This is a genomic window from Pseudomonas sp. PS02302, assembly GCF_029959585.1.
Taxonomy (GTDB): Bacteria; Pseudomonadota; Gammaproteobacteria; order Pseudomonadales; family Pseudomonadaceae; genus Chryseomonas; species Chryseomonas aestiva.
The window spans coordinates 24,049-43,817 of the sequence record NZ_JASCON010000004.1 but is presented as its reverse complement, the minus strand read 5'-3'; the positions used below and the strand labels follow the sequence as shown (position 1 = coordinate 43,817).

General features: G+C 67.2%; 13 protein-coding genes and 1 pseudogene. 10 read left to right on the top strand and 4 right to left on the bottom strand.

Annotated elements, in window-relative coordinates:
• Positions 1-88 precede the first annotated feature (88 nt).
• From QMX82_RS02510 to QMX82_RS02490, 5 genes are all read left to right on the top strand, one after another.
• On the top strand, positions 89-2,233 hold the full coding sequence (locus tag QMX82_RS02510; protein WP_208694358.1) for a polysaccharide biosynthesis tyrosine autokinase: 2,145 nt from the start codon (positions 89-91) through the stop codon (positions 2,231-2,233).
• A gap of 114 nt (positions 2,234-2,347) precedes the next feature.
• The gene (locus tag QMX82_RS02505; RefSeq protein WP_282281097.1) at positions 2,348-3,574 is read left to right on the top strand and encodes a SpoIIE family protein phosphatase; all 1,227 of its coding nucleotides are present in this window, start codon (positions 2,348-2,350) and stop codon (positions 3,572-3,574) included.
• 5 nt (positions 3,575-3,579) lie between these two features.
• Positions 3,580-4,143, top strand: a complete 564-nt coding sequence (locus tag QMX82_RS02500) for a SiaB family protein kinase (protein WP_282281096.1) — start codon at positions 3,580-3,582, stop codon at positions 4,141-4,143.
• A gap of 18 nt (positions 4,144-4,161) precedes the next feature.
• The gene (locus QMX82_RS02495; RefSeq protein ID WP_208694355.1) at positions 4,162-4,551 is read left to right on the top strand and encodes a DUF1987 domain-containing protein; all 390 of its coding nucleotides are present in this window, start codon (positions 4,162-4,164) and stop codon (positions 4,549-4,551) included.
• Positions 4,548-5,282, top strand: a complete 735-nt coding sequence (locus QMX82_RS02490; RefSeq protein ID WP_282281095.1) for a GGDEF domain-containing protein — start codon at positions 4,548-4,550, stop codon at positions 5,280-5,282. Before QMX82_RS02495 ends, QMX82_RS02490 begins: the two co-directional genes overlap by 4 nt.
• A gap of 91 nt (positions 5,283-5,373) precedes the next feature.
• On the opposite strand, the gene QMX82_RS02485 is transcribed toward QMX82_RS02490, so the two are convergent.
• Positions 5,374-7,008, bottom strand: a complete 1,635-nt coding sequence (locus tag QMX82_RS02485; protein ID WP_282281094.1) for a glucan biosynthesis protein D — start codon at positions 7,006-7,008, stop codon at positions 5,374-5,376.
• 232 nt (positions 7,009-7,240) lie between these two features.
• Here QMX82_RS02485 and QMX82_RS02480 point away from each other — a divergent pair.
• Positions 7,241-7,549, top strand: a pseudogene (locus QMX82_RS02480) (glyoxalase superfamily protein); the annotation flags it as partial.
• Positions 7,550-7,711: 162 nt separating this feature from the next.
• A complete protein-coding gene (locus QMX82_RS02475) occupies positions 7,712-7,915 on the top strand; it encodes a hypothetical protein (protein ID WP_282281093.1) in 204 nt (67 codons plus the stop codon).
• Positions 7,916-8,190: 275 nt separating this feature from the next.
• Here the strand turns inward: QMX82_RS02475 and QMX82_RS02470 are convergent, their stop codons facing one another.
• Both QMX82_RS02470 and QMX82_RS02465 read right to left on the bottom strand, forming a co-directional pair.
• The gene (locus QMX82_RS02470) at positions 8,191-10,464 is read right to left on the bottom strand and encodes an ATP-dependent DNA helicase (RefSeq protein ID WP_282281092.1); all 2,274 of its coding nucleotides are present in this window, start codon (positions 10,462-10,464) and stop codon (positions 8,191-8,193) included.
• A complete protein-coding gene (locus QMX82_RS02465; protein WP_208694350.1) occupies positions 10,461-12,122 on the bottom strand; it encodes a VRR-NUC domain-containing protein in 1,662 nt (553 codons plus the stop codon). The genes QMX82_RS02470 and QMX82_RS02465 overlap by 4 nt, the downstream gene beginning before the upstream one ends.
• A gap of 181 nt (positions 12,123-12,303) precedes the next feature.
• Between QMX82_RS02465 and QMX82_RS02460 the strand changes: the two genes are divergently transcribed.
• The 3 genes from QMX82_RS02460 (at position 12,304) to QMX82_RS02450 (ending at position 17,922) form a co-directional block, all read left to right on the top strand.
• The gene (locus QMX82_RS02460) at positions 12,304-13,581 is read left to right on the top strand and encodes a glucarate dehydratase family protein (protein WP_282281091.1); all 1,278 of its coding nucleotides are present in this window, start codon (positions 12,304-12,306) and stop codon (positions 13,579-13,581) included.
• Between the two features lie 147 nt (positions 13,582-13,728).
• On the top strand, positions 13,729-16,008 hold the full coding sequence (gene bglX / locus QMX82_RS02455; protein ID WP_282281090.1) for a beta-glucosidase BglX: 2,280 nt from the start codon (positions 13,729-13,731) through the stop codon (positions 16,006-16,008).
• 975 nt (positions 16,009-16,983) lie between these two features.
• Complete coding sequence (locus QMX82_RS02450; RefSeq protein ID WP_282281088.1) at positions 16,984-17,922, top strand: LysR family transcriptional regulator; 939 nt, start codon at positions 16,984-16,986, stop codon at positions 17,920-17,922.
• A gap of 18 nt (positions 17,923-17,940) precedes the next feature.
• Here the strand turns inward: QMX82_RS02450 and dld are convergent, their stop codons facing one another.
• Positions 17,941-19,710 carry a D-lactate dehydrogenase gene (gene dld, locus QMX82_RS02445; RefSeq protein ID WP_282281087.1) on the bottom strand — a complete coding sequence of 590 codons (1,770 nt, stop codon included), beginning with the start codon at positions 19,708-19,710 and terminating at the stop codon, positions 17,941-17,943.
• Between the last annotated feature and the right edge of the window lie 59 nt (positions 19,711-19,769).

The window sequence follows — 19,769 nt, the reverse complement described above, 5'->3', positions numbered from 1 at the left end:
CGCCCCCGGTTCGCCGCGCGGTGTCTCCTCGACAGCGCGCGGCCGCGACGGCTGTCCTCCTCCGTACCTGCCCAAGGCCCGCTCCTGCATGGACCAGTCGCATCACTCGCTACCCGCTGCCACCCAGGCGGCGGACATCGGCTTCGCCCGCTACTGCGCCGCACTCTGGCGCCATCGCCGCAGCCTGCTCGTCTGCATCGCCCTCTGCACCCTGCTGGGCGTGGCCTATACCCAGCTGGCCGCGCCGCGCTATCAGGCGGTGGCGACGGTGCAGATCGAATACCAGCGCGGCATCGTGCGTCTGGACGAATCCGACAATGGCCGGCCCATGCCACCGCCGGAAGCCATCACCGAAATGCAGCTGCTCACCTCGCGGCGGGTGGTCGGCGAGGTCGTGGACGCCGAGGGCCTGGACCTGAGCGTCACCCCGCGGCGCCTGCCGCTGCTGGGCGACTGGCTGGCCCGGCGTCACGAGCGAGCCGGTGGGGCCGTCGCCCCGCCGCTGTTCGGCCTCAAGCAGTTCGGCTGGGGCGGCGAGCAGCTGACCATCGCCAGCCTGAGCGTGCCCGATGCCCTCTATGGCCAGCCACTCACCCTCACCGCCGAGGCCCCGGATCGCTTCCTGCTGAGCGATGCCCAGGGCAAGCGGCTGCTGGAGGGTCGGCTGGGCGAGCCGGCCAGCGCCGGCGAGCTGCGCCTGGACATCGCCCAGCTGCACGCCTATCCGGGCACCGAATTCATCCTGGTCAAGCAGCGTCGGGGCGTGACCATCCAGGCGCTGCAGGAACGACTCATGGTCAGCGAGCGCGGCAAGCGCTCGGGCATCCTCTCGATCCAGCTGCAGGACACCGATCCGCTCAGGGCGCAACGCATCCTGCGCGGCATCACCGAGGCCTATGTGCGCCAGGACGTGACCCGCAACGCCGATGAATCCACTCAGCAGCTGGCCTTCCTGCGCCAGGAACTGCCGCAGGTGAACCAGCGCCTGACTGCAGGTCGCCAGGCCCTGGACCGCTACCAGCGGCAACGGGGTTCCATCGCCATCGGCGCGGAGGGACGCAGCCTGCTGAGCCAGGCGGTGGAGCTCGACGCCCAGCTATCGGCGCTGGAAATGGAGCGCCTGGGCCTGGCCCTGCGCTTCACTCCCACCCATCCGCTCTACCAGGGCTTGCTGGCGCGCCGCCAGGTGCTCAACGGCGAGCGTCAGGCCCTGCAGCAGCGCCTGGCCAAGTTGCCGCAGACCCAGCAGGAGGTGCTGCGCCTGCAGCGCGACGTAGAGGCGGCGGACAAGGTCTATGCGCTGATCAGCAAGCGCATCCAGGAATTGTCGGTGGTGCGCGCCGGCACGGTGAGCGATGTGCGCATCATCGACAGCGCCTACACCCAGATCGCCCCGGTCTATCCCAAGAAGCCCCTGCTGATCCTCAGCGCCCTGCTCTTCGGCTGCCTGGCCGGCGCCGCCTGGGTCTATCTGCGCGCCAGTCTCGAGCGCGGTATCGAAGACGCCGAGGGCCTGGAAGACCTCGGCCTGCCGGTGCTGGCGCAACTGCCGCTGGCGCCGAGTCGCCAGGTCGGCGGGCCGCTGCAGACCTCGCTCGACAGCGGCTACCAGGAAGCCCTGCGGATCCTGCGGACCAGCCTGGCCTTCGCCCGCACCGAGGCGCGCAACGACCTGCTGCTGATCACCAGTGCCAGCCCTGCCGCCGGCAAGTCGTCGGTGGCCGTGCAACTGGCGCGGGTATTGGCCGAAGGCGGAATGCGGGTGCTGCTGGTGGATGCCGACCTGCGGCGCGGGCGCCTGCACCGGCGCCTGCAACTGGCTCGTCGTCCGGGTCTGGCCGAGGTGCTGGCGGGGCTGGCGACGCCCGAGCAGGCGATCCAGCCCTCGGCGATACCCGGCCTGGACTGCCTGGTGGGAGGCATCCGTCCGCCGAATCCGGCCGAATTGCTGATGAGTGCGCGCTGTACCGAACTGCTGCGCGGTCTGCAGCAGGACTACGAGTTGGTCATCCTCGACACCCCGCCGGTGCTGGCGGTGACCGATGCCGTGCTGCTGGCCGCCCAGGCCGGCACCTGCCTGCTGGTGTCGCGCTACGGTTGCAACACCGCCAAGGAAATCGAGGCGACCCAGCGCCACTTCGCCCACAGCGGTCTGCAGCTACAGGGTGCTGTGCTCAACGCCGTGCCGCCCGCGCCATTCACCCGCGCCGCCCTGGGCATCCTGACCGGCTGACGCCGTCCCCCTGACCGGGCGCCACTCCGTGCTGGCGCCTGGCCATCCTCTGTCATCAAAGCTCAATACGGAGCCCCTAGGCTGCATCGACCTTCCGAGAACGGATTCGTAACGATGTCGTCCGCTCCCCTGCCCTCCCCGCGTACCTCCTCCCGTCCCAGCCAGGGCTGCGCCCTCGACCTCTGCACCCAGTGGCCCGCGGTCGAGGCCGAGCACACCAATGCCATGGTCATGGACCTGTTCAACGCACGCCGCGAGATCACCAGTCTCGCGGTGATCGAGCACGACCGTCCGATCGGGCTGATCAACCGTGACATCTTTCTCTCGCAGATGAGCAAGCCGTATCACCGCGAAGTCTACGATCGCAAGAGCTGCATCGCCTTCATGGACAAGGAGCCGCTGGTGGTGGACGCCGCCCTGTCCATCGAGGAGCTGACCCGGCGCACCGTCGAGGTGGGCGAAAAGGCCCTGGCCGACGGCTTCATCGTCACCCGCGAAGGTCGCTTCGTCGGACTCGGCCTGGGCGTGCAGCTGATGCGCATGGTCGCGGACCTGCAGGCCGAGAAGAATCGCCAAATCATGCACAGCATCGAATACGCCAGCGTCATCCAGCGCGCCATGCTGCGCAGCTCGCGCGAGGCCCTGGCGGTGATGGAGCAGGACGCCACCCTGGTCTGGCAGCCGCGCGACGTGGTCGGCGGCGACTTCTATCACTTCGCCCAGCACGAGGACGGCTGGTTCGGCGCCATCGCCGACTGCACCGGCCACGGCGTGCCCGGCGCCTTCATGACCCTGATCGCCTCGGCGTCCCTGACCCAGGCTCTGCAACAGCTGGGACCGCGCGATCCCTCGGCGCTGCTGGCGGCGATCAACGGCAGCGTCAAGGCGATGCTGGGGCAGTCCGGCGGCATCTCCGAATCCAACGACGGCCTGGACCTGGCCTGTTTCTGGGTAGATAGACACAGCCACAGCCTGACCTACGCCGGCGCCCGCGTGCCCCTCCACCTCCTGGCGCCCGACGCCGCGGAGGTCCTGACCCTGGCGCCGCTGCGCCTGGGCATCGGCTACGCCGACAGCCCGCTCGACCAGTGCTGGCCGGCCACCACCCTGCCGCTGCAACCGGGCAGCCTGCTGTTCGCCACCACCGATGGCCTGATCGACCAGATCGGCGGTCCGCGGCGCACCTCCTTCGGCAAGCGCCGCGCCCTGGTCCGGCTGAGCGAGGCGCGCACGGCGCCCACCGCGGCCTTCTGCGCACAGCTCAGCGCGGACCTCGCCCGCTGGCAGGGCGACGAACTGCGTCGCGATGACCTCACCTTTCTCTGCATCCGCGTGGCCTGACCGACATGACCGCTTCCTTTCCCACGAACGGCGCCTTTCTCGAAATTGCCCAGCAGCAGCACGTGATCTTCTATCACCGCGGCTATTTCTCCCATGGCATCGTCGCCGCCATGGCCGAGGTGGTGAAGCTGCAACTGGAATTCGAAGGGATCAGCAGCGCCACCCGGCGCAAGCTGTTTTCCTCCTTCATCGAACTGTCACAGAACGTCCTGCACTATTCCGCCGATGCCCTGCCCCCGGACGCCCTGGCGGACGCCAAGCTGGGTCAGGGTTCGGTCTGTATCACCCGCCAGGACGGCAACTACCAGATGCTCTGTGCCAATCCCATCGCCAGCGACAAGGTCGACGCCCTGCGCGCACGGCTTGAACCGCTGTGCAGCATGTCCCTGGAACAGATCAAGCAGGCCTATCGCGAATCCCTGCGCGCCGAGACCCCGGCCGACAGCAAGGGCGCCGGCCTCGGCTTCCTGACCATGGCGCGCGATGCCAGCGCCCCCCTGGAATTCGCCTTCCATCCCTCCACGCAGACGCCGGGCACCACCCTGTTCTGCCTGAAAGCCATCATTTGACAGGGACTCCGACCTCGTATGGACACCGTGTTCATCGCGCCCACCGCCACCTCTCCGGAGGTGGACTTCCGTTTCGCCGAGGACGAACTCTGGCTCAAGGGCGAATCCTTTCCGGAAAACGCCGCGGCCTTCTACCTGCCGGTGATCGAGTCGCTGCGGGCCTATCTCGATCAGCGCCAGGACGCCAGCATCCGGGTGCACGTAGCCCTGGCCTACTTCAACAGCTCCAGCACCAAGATGCTGTTCACCCTGTTCGACGCGCTGGACCAGGCGGCCCAGGCCGGCAACCAGGTGGAGCTGCACTGGTACTACGATGCCGAGGACGAGACCATCCAGGAATTCGGCGAAGAGTTGCGACTGGACTTCCAGGCGCTGACGTTCGTCGAGCATCCCGAGCTGCCGGCATGACCGCCAGCGTCAGGCGCTGCAGCCCGGTCGAAGCGGGTCCCGACCTGTTCGAACAGGAAGCCGGGGTGCTGCAGGCGGCGCGCGCCCTCTATGTGGCCGACGCCGCCGATGCCGAGGGCTACCGAGCCGCCCTGGGCGACCTGACGCTGCATTTCGAACGCCTGATGCGCGAGACCCGCCGGCTGATCGCCCGCAGCGATCGCGCCGAACGCGAGATGAACATCCTCAACCAGCAGTTGCAGACCCTCAGCCAGCAGCTGGAATACCGCGCCACCCACGACGCCCTCACCGGGATGCTCAATCGCGGCGCGGTGATCGACCAGGCCGGCCAGGCGCTGCGACAGCGGGGCGGCGCCATGATCGTGCTGGACATCGATCACTTCAAACGCATCAACGACGACTTCGGCCATCCCGCCGGCGATCGGGTGATCCAGGCCATCGCCCGCTGCCTGCAGGAGCTGGTCCAGGCGCCGGCCATCGTCGGGCGGGTGGGTGGGGAGGAATTCACCGTGCTGCTGCCGACCCTGGGGCGGGACGAGGCCCTGGCCATGACCGAACGCCTGCGCCTGCGCATCGCCCGGGAGGCGACCGGTACGGCGCCGGTGACGGCCAGCTTCGGCCTCAGCCTCAATCAGCCGGGCACCGACTTCGAGCTCGCCTACGGCCTGGCCGATGCGGCGCTCTATCGGGCCAAGCGCGCGGGGCGCAACCAGGTGGTGCTGGCCGACTGATCACCGCGACCCGTCAGCCTTTGCGCCCTTGCTCCGGATACAAAAAAGCCGCTGCGCCGGAGAGGCACAGCGGCTTTTTCCCAGCCGTCGCTTAGGACTGCTTCCAGTCCGGATAACGGCGCTGGTCGGCGGCCGGGGGGAAGTACTGGTACAGCCAGGTTTCGCTCAGGGCGCGGTCCTGGGTGCGGATGAAGGCGCGCATCTGCACCGGTTCGGCCTTGTCGCTGGTGGGGTACCAGTCGAAGATCACCCGGTAGCCGCCGATCTCGTCGATCTTGAGCACGTGGAAATCCTGCACCTTGCCGTCGGTGACGGTCACCACCGGCTCGATGCCGGTACCCTCGGGCAGGAACGACAGACCGCCGCCGTTGAAATCGATGGCGAAGCGCCGCGCCCAGACCTTGGGCCAGTGCTCACCGGGCGCCCAGCCCTCGGGGAAGCCGCCGATCCCGGAACGGGTGGCATTAACCCGCGCCAGCGGCGTGCTCACCGGCGGCAGCGCACTCCAGTGCAGCTTGTAGCCATAGTGCAGCGACTTGCCGGCGGTGATGGTCTCGGCCGGTGCCCAGAAGGCCACGATGTTGTCCAGGGTCTCGCCGGTGGTGGGGATCTCCAGCAGCTGGATGGCACCCTCGCCCCAGGCGGAGGTGGGCTCCACCCACAGACTCGGCCGGCGGTCGTAGCGGACCATGACGTCCTGGTAGCTTTCGAATTCGTGATCGGTCTGCACCAGGCCGAAGCCCTTGGGGCTGTCGTCCTTGAAGGCGTTGAACTGCAGCTTGGGCGGATTGTTCAGCGGACGGCAGATCCACTCGCCGTTGCCCTTCCACATGGCCAGGCGGTCGGAGTCATGGATCTGCGGGTGGTAGGTGTTGCAGGTCTGGCGCTCGTGGGTGCCGCAGCCGAACATGCTGGTCATGGGCGCGATGCCCAGCTGCTTGATGTCGCGGCGGGCGTTGACGTTGGCGTCCACGTCCATCACCACGCGGTCGTTCAGGCAGTCGATGTCGAAGCGATAGGCCCCGGTGGCGCTGGGCGAATCCAGCAGCGCATAGACCACGAAGCGGGTGCTGTTCTTGTTCGGGGTGACGAACCAGAACTTGGTGAAGTCGGGGAACTCCTCAGGCCGATCGGCATAGGTGTCGATGGCCAGGCCGCGGGCCGAGAGGCCGTACTGGCGGGTCTTGTCCACGGCGCGGAAGTAGCTGGCGCCGAGGAAGGAGACGATGTCGTACTGGGCCAGGTGCGGCGCCTTGAACAGCTTGAAGCCGGCAAAGCCCAGGTCGCCCTTGAGCTGGCTCTTGTCGACGCCGCTGTCGTTGTAGTTGAACAACTCGGGGCGGAAGTGGACTTCCTTGGCCTCGTTGGTCTTGGAGTCCACCGAATACATCCGTACCGGCGTCTTGAAGCCCATGCCGACGTGGAAGAACTGCACGTCCAGCTGGCCCTTGAGGTCGTGCCAGAGCGAATGCTGGGCATCGTAGCCGATGGCATTGAACTGCTGGGGCGTCATGTTCGCCAGGGTATCGGGCAGTTTCTGAGCGGTAGGCTGGTAGGCCTGGCCGGCCAGTTCCTTGGCGTGCTGCTTGAGCCAGTCGAAATCGAAGGCCTGGCCATCGCCATTGGCCGGATTGGCGAAGGCCTGGAGGGCGAACAGCCCGGTGGAGGGAATGCCGGTGTAGGCCGCCAGGGCCAGGGACGCTTTGAGCAGGTGTCTACGCTGCATGGATCAACCTTGGTCACAAAGGATGAAAGATTCGGCCCAGCCGAACCGCCAGAAAGGAAAAAGAATGCACGATACCCGGATAGGTTCGCCATCGCACCGGTGAACTGCCGCCTGGCGCACGCTCTGGCCTACCAGAGGGGTTACCAAAGCTTTCCGGATCACACTTCGGGTTGCCGGACGCGGTGGAATGGGCATCATCGACATTCCTCTCGCGCGCCCCTGGAGACCGCTCATGGTCAATGCCGCCGTCACCTTCGGGCAACCCAGCCCCATCCTGCGCATCTTCGATGACGAAAAGGCACGTGAATTCTACTGCCACTTCCTGGGTTTCCGCCTGGTCTGGGAACATCGCTTCGAGCCCGGCCTGCCGCTCTACGCCGAAGTCGAGCGCGCCGGCCTGCGTCTGCACCTCTCCGGTCACCACGGCGACGCCTGCCCGGGCTCGACGGTCTTCGTCCGAATGACCGGCATCCGCGCCTTCCAGGCCGAGTTGCTGGCCAGGAACTATGGCTTCGCCCGCCCGGGCATCGAGGCCTTGCCCTAGGGCCTGGTGATGGAGATCGCCGATCCCTTTGGCAACAGATTGAGATTTTGCGAGGACGAGGCGGCGGGTTAGCCCGGGAACGTGGCACGTAGTCAATGACTGAGCCAGGCATGTCGCTAGGATCAGACCAAGCGAACTAGTCAAAGGAAGGATTGCAGAATGGACTATCTGTTCGAACTACTCTTACGCCTGCTCTGCTTTCCCATCGGCTGGCCCGTGATGAAGCTCCTTACCTGGGGCCGCTATCCGAAGCCCAAGACTTGGTTCGCGGAAACACCTCAAGCTGACTGGACCAGTGGTCTTGGCTTGTTGTTCTGGACAGTGGTGTTACTCGCGGCATTGAAGCAATTCGACTTCTCCTAGAGTGTTTGGAGAGTGAGAGCCTCGGGTTCCTAGGTAAAGTCCTCCAAAAATCGGCCTACGAGGCCAACCTAGGGAAGCTAAAGACGCAACCTCATCCGCCTGGGCAAGAACGACGCGTGGAAAACGCTGCGCGGTTTTCCACCCTACACAGGGCGTCACGCCCCTGCCGCTCTACCCCCTCTCCCTCGGGGAGAGGGTTGGGGTGAGGGAAAGGCACCGCCCAAGGCCAGCGTCTCCTGCGTAGGTTGGGTTGAGCGCAGCGAAGCCCAACGGCCTCAGGCCGGCAGAGGCTCCACCAGGGGCACCGCGCCCTCCTCCACCTGCCACCAGGTCGGCAGCAGCGCCCTGACCTCGGGCTGGGTGAATCGGTCGTCGATGAGATAGAGGCAGCCGCGATCCTGCACGGTGCGGATCACCCGGCCGGCGGCCTGGATGACCTTTTGCAGGCCCGGATAGAGGTAGGCGTAGCGATAGCCGTCGCCGAAGCGCCGCTGCAGGCGCTGGCGCAGCTGTTCATTGACCGGATTGAGCTGAGGCAGGCCCAGGGTGGCGACGAAGGCGCCGATCAGGCGATCACCCGGCAGGTCGATGCCCTCGCCGAAGCTGCCGCCGAGCACGGCGAAACCGATGCCGCGGCCGTCGGCCTGGAAGCGCTCGAGAAAGGCCTGGCGCGCGGCCTCGTCCATGCCGCGGGACTGGCGCCACTGGGGCACGTCGGGGGCCAGTTCGGCGAGCGCCTCGGCCACCTGGTCGAGGTAGTCGAAGCTGCTGAAGAAGGCCAGGTAGTTGCCCGGTCGCTGGCGATAGCGACTGGCGATCAGGGCGGCGATGGGTGCGCGGGAGGCGGCGCGGTCGGCGTAGCGGGTGGAGAGCCGCACCAGGCGCACCTCCAGCTGCTCGGCGGCGAAGGGCGAGGCGACATCGACCCAGGCACTGCCGGCCGGGACCCCGAGCAGGTCGCGGTGGAAATGCTGGGGAATCAGGGTGGCCGAGAACAGGGTGCAGCTGTGCGCCGCCGCCAGCCGCGGACCGACGAAGGGTGCCGGCACCAGATTGCGCAGATTGAGTTGCGACTGCGCCTTGCCGCGGCCCTTGAGCAGGGTGACGTCGAACAGCGAGTGATCGCCAAAGGTCTCGCCCAGGCGCATGAACTGCAGCAGGTCGAAGAACAGCGTCTGCAATTCCGGCGCCGGCGGCTGGCCGGATTCGCCGAAATGCTCGGTGAGCAGACCCACCACCCGTTGCAGGGCGGTCAGGAAGGCAGCGGGCAATTCCGCCTGCACCTGGTAGTCGACCTGCTGCTCCTTGTGCAGGCGATTCCATTCGCGATTGAGCGCCTGCAGGCCCTTGGCGATGGCCGGCGGCGCCGCCGCCTTGCCCGCCGCCAGGCGACGCTGGTCGAGACTGGCGCTGTACATGCCACGGGCGCGGTCGAGCAGGTTGTGGGCTTCGTCCACCAGCACCCCGACCCGCCACTCCTGGGTCTGGGCCAGGGCATAGAGCATGGCGCTGCCGTCGAAGTAGTAGTTGTAGTCGCCCACCACCACGTCGCTCCAGCGCGCCAGTTCCTGGGACAGGTAGTAGGGGCAGACTTCATGGGCCAGGGCCGTCTCCCGCACCCGTGCCCGGGTCAGCTGCGTGGGTTCGGCCAGGGCCGCGGCGCGCGCGGCCGGCAGCCGGTCATAGAAGCCACGGGCCAGCGGACAGGACTCGCCATGGCAGGCCAGCTCCGGGTGCTCGCAGGCCTTGTCCCGCGCCACCAGCTCCAGCACCCGCACCGGCGCAGCCAGGGTATCGAGACCGTGCAGGGCCAGGGTGCGGCCAGGGGTCTTGGCGGCCAGGAAGAACAGCCGGTCCAGGTTCTGCCGCGGCATGGCCTTGAGCAGCGGGAACAGGGTGCCCACCGTCTTGCCGATGCCGGTGGGCGCCTGGGCCAGCAGGCAGCAGCCGACGCTGGCGGCCTTGTAGACGGCTTCCGCCAGGGGCCGCTGGCCGTGGCGAAAGTCGGGATGGGGAAAGGCCAGGGTCGCCAGCGCCGTGTCGCGGGCGGCGCGATGGGCCAGTTCCTGGCGCGCCCAGGCGAGAAAGCGCGAACACTGCAGCTCGAAATGCGCGGCCAGATCCGCGGCCGTCCACTGCTCGGTGAAGACGGTCTCGGCGCCCGTGCCGATATCGAAATAGACCAGCGCCAGGGTCAGCTCCGCCAGCGCGCGGCTCTGGCAGAGCAGATGCCCATAGACCTTGGCCTGGGCCCAGTGCAGGTGGCGATGGTTGCCGGGCTGACGGTCCAGGCTGCCCCTGTGGGTCTTGATCTCTTCCAGGCGATTGGCGGCGGCATCGAAACCGTCGGCGCGACCGCGCACCTGCAGATCCTCGAAATCGCCCTGCAGGCTGACTTCGCACTCATAGCCAGGGCCGCGCCGCGTCGCCACCCGCTGGTGGCCTTCGATGCCTTCCAGGGCGGTGGGCGACGGGGTGAACCTGAGATCCAGGTCGCCGGCCTTGGCGGTGAATTCGCAGAGGGCGCGAACGGCGATGCGATAGCTCATGCGGAGGTCGCGGCCACCTGCCACTGCACGTGGCAGACGCTGACCGGGATGTCATGGGCGGCGAAGAAGTCCAGCCAGCGGCGCTGGTTGTCCTGCAGGCGGTCGCCGGGGCCCTTGACCTCGATCATCCGGTAGCGGCCTTGTGCCGGCCAGAACTGGATCAGGTCGGGCAAGCCGGTACGATTGTTTTCCGGATCTTCCAGCAGCCGCTCGAAGCACAGCCGCAAATGACGCGCCGGCAGGCAGGCCAGGGCCTGGTCGAGCAAGTCGCTGCTCAAGATGCCCCAGGCGACGAAGGGCGAGGCCAGGCCCCGCTTGCTGGCGAAGCGTTCGCGGATCACCGCTGGATAGGAGCCGTCGTCCAGCCGCGCCAGGCAGGCGGCGAAGGCCTCGACCCGTCGCTCGCGAAAGCCCGGCAGGCGCAGATCGGCCGGCTCGCGCTGATAGGGGTGGAAGAAGGCGCCGGGGATGGCCAGGAAGATGGCGTCCCAGCACAGCAGCCCGAACAGGCTGGTGAGCAGGGTGTTTTCCACATAGTGCACCGGCGCCTCGTCGTGGCCCAGGTGTTCGCGCACCAGCCACTCGACCCGGCGCAGGCCGTCGTTGACCAGTTCGAAATCGAGGCGCTCCACCGGACTGGCCGGACGGCGCCTGTTGGGCGGGCCACCCTGCTTGCGCACCAGCCGCGGCAGGATGCGCGCCACCTGCTGGCGCTCGGCGTCATGGGCCGGCGCGGCAACGATGGCTTCCGCCAGTGCCTGGGCGGCGGACCAGTCCTCCAGCCGTTCGAGCATACGCAGGGCGCGGATGCGCGATTCGGGATGCGCCGAAGCGGCGTAGAGCGCCTGCGCCTGGGCCAGTTCGCCGAGGCGTTCGTGGTGCTGCGCCAGTTCATGGAGCAGCTTGCCGCGACGCAACTCCAGCCAGGTGTTGGCGAAGCGCTCGGCGGGTAGCAACGGCAGCAGTTCGGCGGCCGGCAGTCCGTCGCGCAGCGCCTGCCGGCAGCGCTGGATGTGCAGATAGGCATCCACCTCCTGGCGCTGACCGAAGGCGCGGGATTCGGCGCTGAAGGCCACCGTCTCGTACTGGAAGATCCCCAGATCGGCCAGCACGAAGTCGGTCCAGTCCTGGTGCAGGTTGCCAAAGAACAGCAGACGCAGGCGATCGCAGAGATCCATCAGCGTCAACCGCCAGACGCCCTCCGCCACCAGCTCGGGCACGGTGCTGGCCCAGCCGCTGAAGGCCAGGGGCGTGGCCTGCTCGGCTTCCAGGCGCGCCAGCCAGTCTTCCTTGCGGCCGGCCTTGGGCAGGCGGGCGCCGAAACAGCCGAGCAGTTCTTCCTTGCGCAGCAGGGCGAAGAGTTCGATCAGGTGCAATTCCGGATCGGCCAGCAGCCAGCCGAGACCCACCAGGGGGGTCGCCGCGGCGCGGGGGCAGCCGATCTCGCCATAGACCAGCTTGCTGGCGCGGAACACCTCGCCCTTGCGCATCACCAGGCGCACCAGCAGGGCCCGCGAAGGCTGCGGCAGGTCGGCGAAGGCGGCGATAAAGGCCTGCTCGCGGTCGTCGAGCAGGTCGGGATAGCGCAGGGCGACCCAGTCCAGTACCCGCTGGAAGTTGTGCAGATAGTAGAAGGGATCTTCGAGCGGAGCTTTCATGCGAAACGGACGAATGAGGTGGCGGCTGGCTATTTATCCAGCCCCGACCGGAGCGGGCAACCCCGATGCGATATGCGGTCATGCCGTCAGGCCATGGCACTTCTTTCGGTTGAAGATCCCGACCGCTAGTCATACGATGACTGACAAAGACCACCACAATGACAAGTCCAGGAGTCTGAGCGTGAAGATCAAACGGATCACCGTCACCCCCATCGCCTTTCGCGATGCCCCGCTGCTCAACGCCAGCGGCATCCACGAACCCTATGCGCTGAGATCCATCATCGAGGTGGAAGGCGACAACGGTCATATCGGTCTCGGCGAGAGCTATGGCGACGCCCCGGTGCTGGCGGTACTCAAGGCCATGGAAAGCAGCCTGATCGGCCTCTCCGCCTGGGACCTCAATGGCCTGCGGGCGCGGGTGGTGACGACCGTCGCCGGCCTCGCCGGCGGCGTGGTGGCCGGTGCCGAGCTGGCGCCCGGCTCCCATCCGAGCAAGCAGGTGGCCAACGCCTATTCCGCCTTCGAAGTGGCCTTCCTCGATCTGCAGGCACGCTCCCTGGGCATTCCCCTGGTCGAGCTGCTGGGCGGTGCGGTGCGCCGCGAAGTGCCCTTCAGCGCCTACCTGTTCCTCAAGTACGCCGAGCACATCGATGCGCCCTACAAGCCCGATCGCTGGGGCGAAGCCATCAGCCCCGAGCAGGTGGTGGCCCAGGCGGCGCGGATGATCGAGGAGAACGGCTTCCAGAGCATCAAGCTCAAGGCCGGCACCCTGCTTGGCCCGGATCACGAAGCGGCCTGCATCAAGGCGCTGCGCCAGGCCTTTCCCGAGGCACCGCTGCGTATCGACCCCAACGGCAACTGGTCGCTGGAAACGTCCCTGCGCATCGCCGAGGTGCTGAAGGACGACCTGCAGTACTACGAGGATCCGACCCCGGGCCTCGCCGGCATGGCCGAACTACACCGGCGCACCGGTATCCCCCTGGCCACCAACATGGTGGTCACCGACTTCGACGAATTCCGCCGCAGCGTGGCCCAGAACAGCGTGCAGATCGTGCTCGCCGACCACCACTACTGGGGCGGCCTCAGGGACACCCAGATCCTCGCGCGGCTGTGCGACACCTTCGGCCTGGGCGTCTCCATGCACTCCAACTCGCACCTGGGCATCAGCCTCATGGCCATGACCCACGTGGCCGCCGCGGTACCCAACCTGGCCTATGCCTGTGACACCCACTATCCCTGGCAGGAAGAGGACGAAGAGGTCATCCAGGGCGGCAAGCTGCCGATCCGCAATGGCTGCGTGGCGATCAGCGACGCCCCCGGCCTGGGCGTGGAGCTGGATCAGGACCAGCTCGCCAAGCTGCACGAGCAATTCCTCGCCATCGACATCCGCAGCCGCGACGACGTGCGCCAGATGCGCAAGTACCAGCCGGACTGGGAAACCCGCAAGCCGCGTTTCTAGCGCTTCGCCCCCCGCTCCCACGCCCCTGACGACCGGCCTTGCCGCCGGCCGTCAACGGCTCCGCTTCCCGGCGTCGCGGTTGTACAATCCCCTCGGCACAAGGGTGCTCAAGAACAACGAGAAAGTACGCACAGGGAATTGGGGACGATGTTGAACGCACCACGCCTCACCGCACTCATGCTCGGCCTGGGACTGGCGGTCAGCGCCACCCTCGCCCCGGCGCAGAACCAGGATCCGGCTCGCGCCTATGTCGACGCCCTGCTGGCGAAGATGACCCTGGAGGAAAAGATCGGCCAGCTCAACCTGGTGAGCGTCGGGCCGGACTATCCCAAGGAAGCCATCATGGCGGACATCCGCGCCGGCAAGGTGGGCGCCATGTTCAACACCGTGACCCGTCCCGACATCCGCCAGATGCAGGACCAGGTCGTGCACAGCCGGCTGAAGATTCCGCTGTTCTATGCCTATGACGTCATCCATGGCATGCGCACCATCTTCCCCATCAACCTGGGCCTGGCCAGCACCTGGAATCTCGACGCCATCGCCACCAGCGGGCGCATTTCCGCCCTGGAAGCGGCAGCCGATGGCCTCGACCTGACCTTTTCCCCCACCGTCGACGTCACCCGCGAACCGCGCTGGGGCCGCGCCTCGGAAACCTTCGGCGAAGACACCTGGCTGACCTCGCGCATCGGCGCCACCCTGGTGCACGCCTACCAGGGTGACGACCTGCGCGCCCCCGACAGCCTGATGGCCAGCATCAAGCACTTCGGCGGCTATGGCGCCGTGGAAGCCGGACGTGACTACAGCAACGTCGATATGAGTCCGCAGCGGCTCATGCAGGACTACCTGCCGCCCTATCGCGCCGCCGCCGAGGCCGGAGCCGGCGCGGTGATGGTGGCCCTGAACAGCATCAATGGCGTGCCGGCCACGGCCAATCGCTGGCTGCTGCAGGACCTCTTGCGCAAGGACTGGAACTACCAGGGCCTGTTGATCAGCGATCACGGCGCCATCAACGAACTGGTGCTGCACGGCGTGGCCAAGGATACCCGCGACGCCGCCGAACAGGCGCTCAAGGCCGGCGTCGAGCTGAACATGCACGACGACGTCTATGGCAAGCAGCTGCCCGCCCTGCTGGCCGCCGGCAAGGTGACCCAGGCCGAGATCGACCAGGCCGTGCGCGACATGCTCCTGACCAAGTACCGCCTGGGTCTGTTCGACGATCCCTATCGTCGCCTGCAGGGCCAAGATCCGGTCGACACCAACGCCGAATCGCGCCTGCACCGCGCCGAGGCGCGCCAGGTGGCGCGCGAGAGCCTGGTGCTGCTGAAGAACGAAAAGGCCGTGCTGCCGCTGCGCAAGGGCGCCACCCTGGCGGTGGTCGGTCCGCTGGCCGACAGTCCGCGCGACGTCATGGGCAACTGGTCCGCCGCCGGCGTAGCCGCCCAGGCCGTCTCCATCCGCCGCGGCCTGGAAAACGCCGTGGCCGGTCAGGGCAAGGTGCTCTATGCCAAGGGCGCCAACCTGCTGGCCGACCGCGATGTGCTGGCCTACCTCAACTCCTACGAACCGGCGGTCGCGGTGGACCCGCGCAGCGCCAGCGAGCTGATCGCCGAAGCCGTGGCCACCGCGCGCCAGGCCGAGGTGGTGGTGGCCGTGGTCGGCGAATCCCAGGGCATGGCCCACGAGGCCTCCAGCCGCGCCCGCATCAGCGTGCCCGACACCCAGCGCGAGCTGATCAAGGCGCTCAAGGCCACCGGCAAGCCGCTGGTGCTGGTGCTGATGAACGGCCGCCCGCTGGCGCTGGAATGGGAACAGGAGCAGGCCAGTGCGCTGCTGGAAGCCTGGTTCCCCGGCACCGAAGGCGGCAACGCCGTGGCCGATGTGCTGTTTGGCGACCACAACCCCTCCGGCAAGCTGACCATGACCTTTCCCCGCGAAGTGGGCCAGGTGCCGCTGTACTACAACCACCTGAGCAGCGGTCGCCCCTTCGATGCGGCCAAGCCGAACAAGTACACCTCGCGCTACTTCGACATCGTCAACGGCCCGCTCTACCCCTTCGGTTACGGCCTGAGCTACACCGCCTTCGACGTCTCGGCGCCGCAGCTGTCCAGCGCCACCCTGAAGAAGGGCGACACCCTGACTGCTCGGGTCACGGTCAAGAACACCGGCAATCGTGCTGGCGCCACCGTGGTGCAGCTCTATCTGCACGACGTGACCGCATCCCTGGCGCGACCGGTCAAGGAGCTCAAGGGCTTTCAGAAGGTGATGCTGCAACCGGGCGAAAGCCGCGAGCTGGACTTCCCCATCACCGAGGCGGACCTGCGCTTCTACAACAACGACCTCAAGCTGGTCTCGGAACCGGGCGAATTCAAGGTGATGGTCGGCCTGGATTCGGAGCGGGTGCGCGAGGGGAGTTTCACACTGCTCTAGGGGGCGGCCCTCACCCCAACCCTCTCCCAAAGGGAGAGGGGGTAGTAGCCTGCATCCTGATACCGCCGTGCTTCCCTTCACGCCCTCACCCCAACCCTCTCCTAGAGGGCGAGGGGGTAGAAGCCGGCACCTCGATGCCGCCCTGCTTCCCTTCACGCCCTCACCCCAACCCTCTGCCAGAGGGAGAGGGGGTAGAAGCCGGCACCTCGATGCCGCCCTGCCTTCCTTTATGCCCTCACCCCAACCCTCTCCCAGAGGGAGAGGGGGTATAAGCATGCGCCTCGATGCCGCCCTGCCGCCCTTCACACCCTTACCCCAACCCTCTCCCAAAGGGAGAGGGGGTAGAAGCCGGCACCTCGTGCCGCCCTGCCTCCCCTCACGCCCTCACCCCAACCCTCTCCCAGAGGGAGAGGGGGTATAAGCATGCGCCTCGATGCCGCCCTGCCGCCCTTCACACCCTTACCCCAACCCTCTCCCAGAGGGAGAGGGGGTATAAGCCTGCGCCTCGATGCCGCCCTGCCTTCCTTTATGCCCTTACCCCAACCCTCTCCCAGAGGGAGAGGGGGTATAAGCCTGCGCCTCGATGCCGCCCTGCCTTCCTTTATGCCCTCACCCCAACCCTCTCCCAGAGGGAGAGGGGGTAGAAGCGTGCACCCTGATACCGTCCTGCCTCCCTGCGCGCCTTGAACGCTACTTCTCCCTTCGGGAGGGTAAAAGCGTGCCTCTCAATGCCGCTGCCTCCCTTCGCGCCTTTGCCGCCCCCTCTCCCTCCGGGAGAGGGTTGGGGTGAGGGACCGGATGCGCGCCTTGACGCCGGTCCGTTGGGCTTCGCTGGCGCTCAACCCAACCTATACAACCCCGTAGGTTGGGTTGAGGCGGTTCTATCGCCAAAGCCCAACGAATCGGGTCAGGCCTCGTAACTGCTGCTTATTGTTAAGGATGTGATCGCAGCCACTGCGGTATAACGTTCAGTCAATGAAGAATCTCGCCAGCCTCAACACCATCATGTCGCGCCTGCACGCCAAGCAGCTGCGCCTGCTCATCGCCCTGGCGGAAAAGGGTTCACTGCTCAACGCCGCGGAAGGCCTGGGGCTCACGCAGCCGGGCGCCAGCAAGGCGCTGAAGGAGCTGGAATCCACCCTGGGAGTCGAGTTGTTCCTGCGCACCAATCGCGGTCTGCTGCCGACCCCGGCGGGTACCTGCGCGATTCGCTTCGCGCGGCTGATCCAGGCCGACCTGGACAACCTGCGCCTTGAACTCCACGCCATCGCCAGCGGCTCGGGCGGCAAGCTGGCCATCGGCACCATCATGGGCGCCGTGCCCCTGCTCACCCACGCCATCTCGCGGCTGCTGGAATTGCAGCCGCGGCTGTCCATCGAGGTGGTAGAGGACACCAGCACGACCCTGCTCGGTCTGATCGACCAGGGACGGCTGGACGCCGCCATCTGTCGCCTGTCGGTGAGCGAGCGGCCGGAAAGCTACGACACCCTGGTCATCAAGGACGAGTCCCTCGCGGTCATCGCCCACGCCTCCCATCCGGCCGCCCGGCGCGAGCGGGTCGAGCTGCAGGATCTTTCCGACAGTCGCTGGGTGGTCTATCGGGCCAACATGCCCATGAGGCGCACCCTGGAACACGAATTCTTCGAGGCGCAGCTACCCTTTCCCCTGCACCTGATCGAGACCACCTCGGCGCTGACCACCCTGTCGCTGCTGAGTCGCGATCCGCGGCTGGTGGCGCTGGTCTCGGTCGAGGTGGCGGACTACGTTTGCCAGCATGGCCTGGTCAGTCGCCTGCCGCTGCAGCTCAGGTCCCCCAGCGAACCCTATGAGCTGGTCTCGCGGCGCAGCGCCCAGCAGAATCCGGCGTTCGCGCTGCTGGTGGAATCGCTCTACGCGATCCAGCAGGAAAACTGAGCCGCCCGGCACTCCCGTTCAGGACGTGCGACTCGTCTCCGCAGGCGCCGCTCGGGCCGCCTTCGCCACCGCGGCGATGGCGTCGCTGGAGTGCTCCGCGCAGCAGTCCTCCTGCCAGCGATGGCGCCGCGTCAGCTGCCCGATGCCGGGATTGAAGGCGTTGGTCGGATCGAGCTGGCGATAGTGCCGCTCCAGTTCCGGCGCCGCGGTGTAGAGGTGACCGACATTGTGCTCGGCGGGATAACGGGCGCCGCGGGCATCCAGCAGGGCCAGCAGGCGACGCTTGAGCGCCGCGCAGTCCCGGCCCTTCTTCACCAGGTATTCCTGGTGCAGCACGTGGCAGAAGAAGTGCCCGCAATACATGGTCACCTCGATCTGCTCCGCCAGTTCCGGCGGCAGGGTCTCGAACCAGTCCTGGGTGTTGCGCGGCAGGGCGATATCCAGGGCAAGGATGTCTTCCACGCTGTCCCGGTGCACCGCGCGGTAGCGATTGATGGCATTGCCGACCGCGAAGCGATTGAGGAAGGCGGCGTTGCCCTCCGCCGCGTCGCACTCGATGAAGTCCGCGTCCGCGCTGGGCAGCCAGGCCTGCAGATAGGCGCGCGCCTCGTCGATGCCCTCTTCGCCCATCTTGAGCAGCAGGTGATGCTCGAAGCGCTCGGCGAACGCGTTGAGCCACGCCGGCAGATGCTCGGGCAGCGGCGCGGCGAGGCGTTGCAGGAGTCGGTCGCCGAGCTGGGCGCCCAGGCCCAGGCGTTCGCTCAGGGCATCGAAGCGGGTCTTCCAGGCAAAGGCCTGGGGTACCCGCTGCGCACCGCAACGCTGGATGAACAGGAACAGATCCTTGCCGTAGGTGCGACTCAATTCATAGGCCGTGCGGTGCATGTACTCGCCGGCAATCGGCAGAGAGGCGAAATTGACCAGGATGTGCCGGCGGATGGCTTCCAGGTCAGCCGCTCGATTGGAACCGATGTAGAACACCCGGGTGTTGCGATCGGCGGCAAAGGTATCCAGGCGCAGGGCGAACACGGCGAGCTTGCCCGCCGAGCCCGAGGCCTCGTACAGCCGCCGCGGATCGGCGTTGTAGCGGGCCGGGGTAGCCGAGGCCACGTCGCGGACATGGCGGGCGTATTCGCGATCGGAGGCCATGGCCCCGACCGGGTCCTGCACGGCGCTGTCGTCGAAGCGGCCCTCGTCGAGCCGGGTGAGGATCTCCTCGGGGGTGTCGCCCAGCGCCAGGCCCAGATGGTTGACCAGTTGCAGTTGCCCGGCCTCGTCGATGCGGGCAAACAGCGACAGCTGGGTAAAGGCCGGTCCGCGGCGGATCAGCGAGCCGCCGGAATTGTTGCAGACGCCACCGGTGACGGAGGCGCCGATGCAGGTCGAGCCGATCACCGAATGGGGCTCGCGCCCCAGGGGTTTCAGCGTCGTCTCCAGCTGGCTCAGGGTCACGCCTGGCTGGGACAGCACCTGCTCGCCCTGGCGCAGCAGGGCCAGGCGGGTCAGGCGCAGGGTGTTGATCAGCACCACCGGCCGGTCGTAGCCCTCGGCCACCGGGGTGGAGCCGCCGGTCAGACCGGTGTTGGCCGCCTGACAGATGATGATGGTCCCGGCGCCGTGGCAACGCTGCAGCACCCGCCACATCTCCAGCAGGCTGCCGGGCTGCACCACGGCGAGCACCGCTCCGCCGCCATAGCGGATTCCCAGGCGGAAGCGCCGGGTCGCGGCGTCGCCCTGCAGGACATGGCGCCGCCCGACGATGGTTTGCAACTCGCTGACCAGATCCATGACGCCCTCTTCACTGACAAGGAAAGCGGAAGCGAACGGCGGTCGCTCCCGCTCGAAAA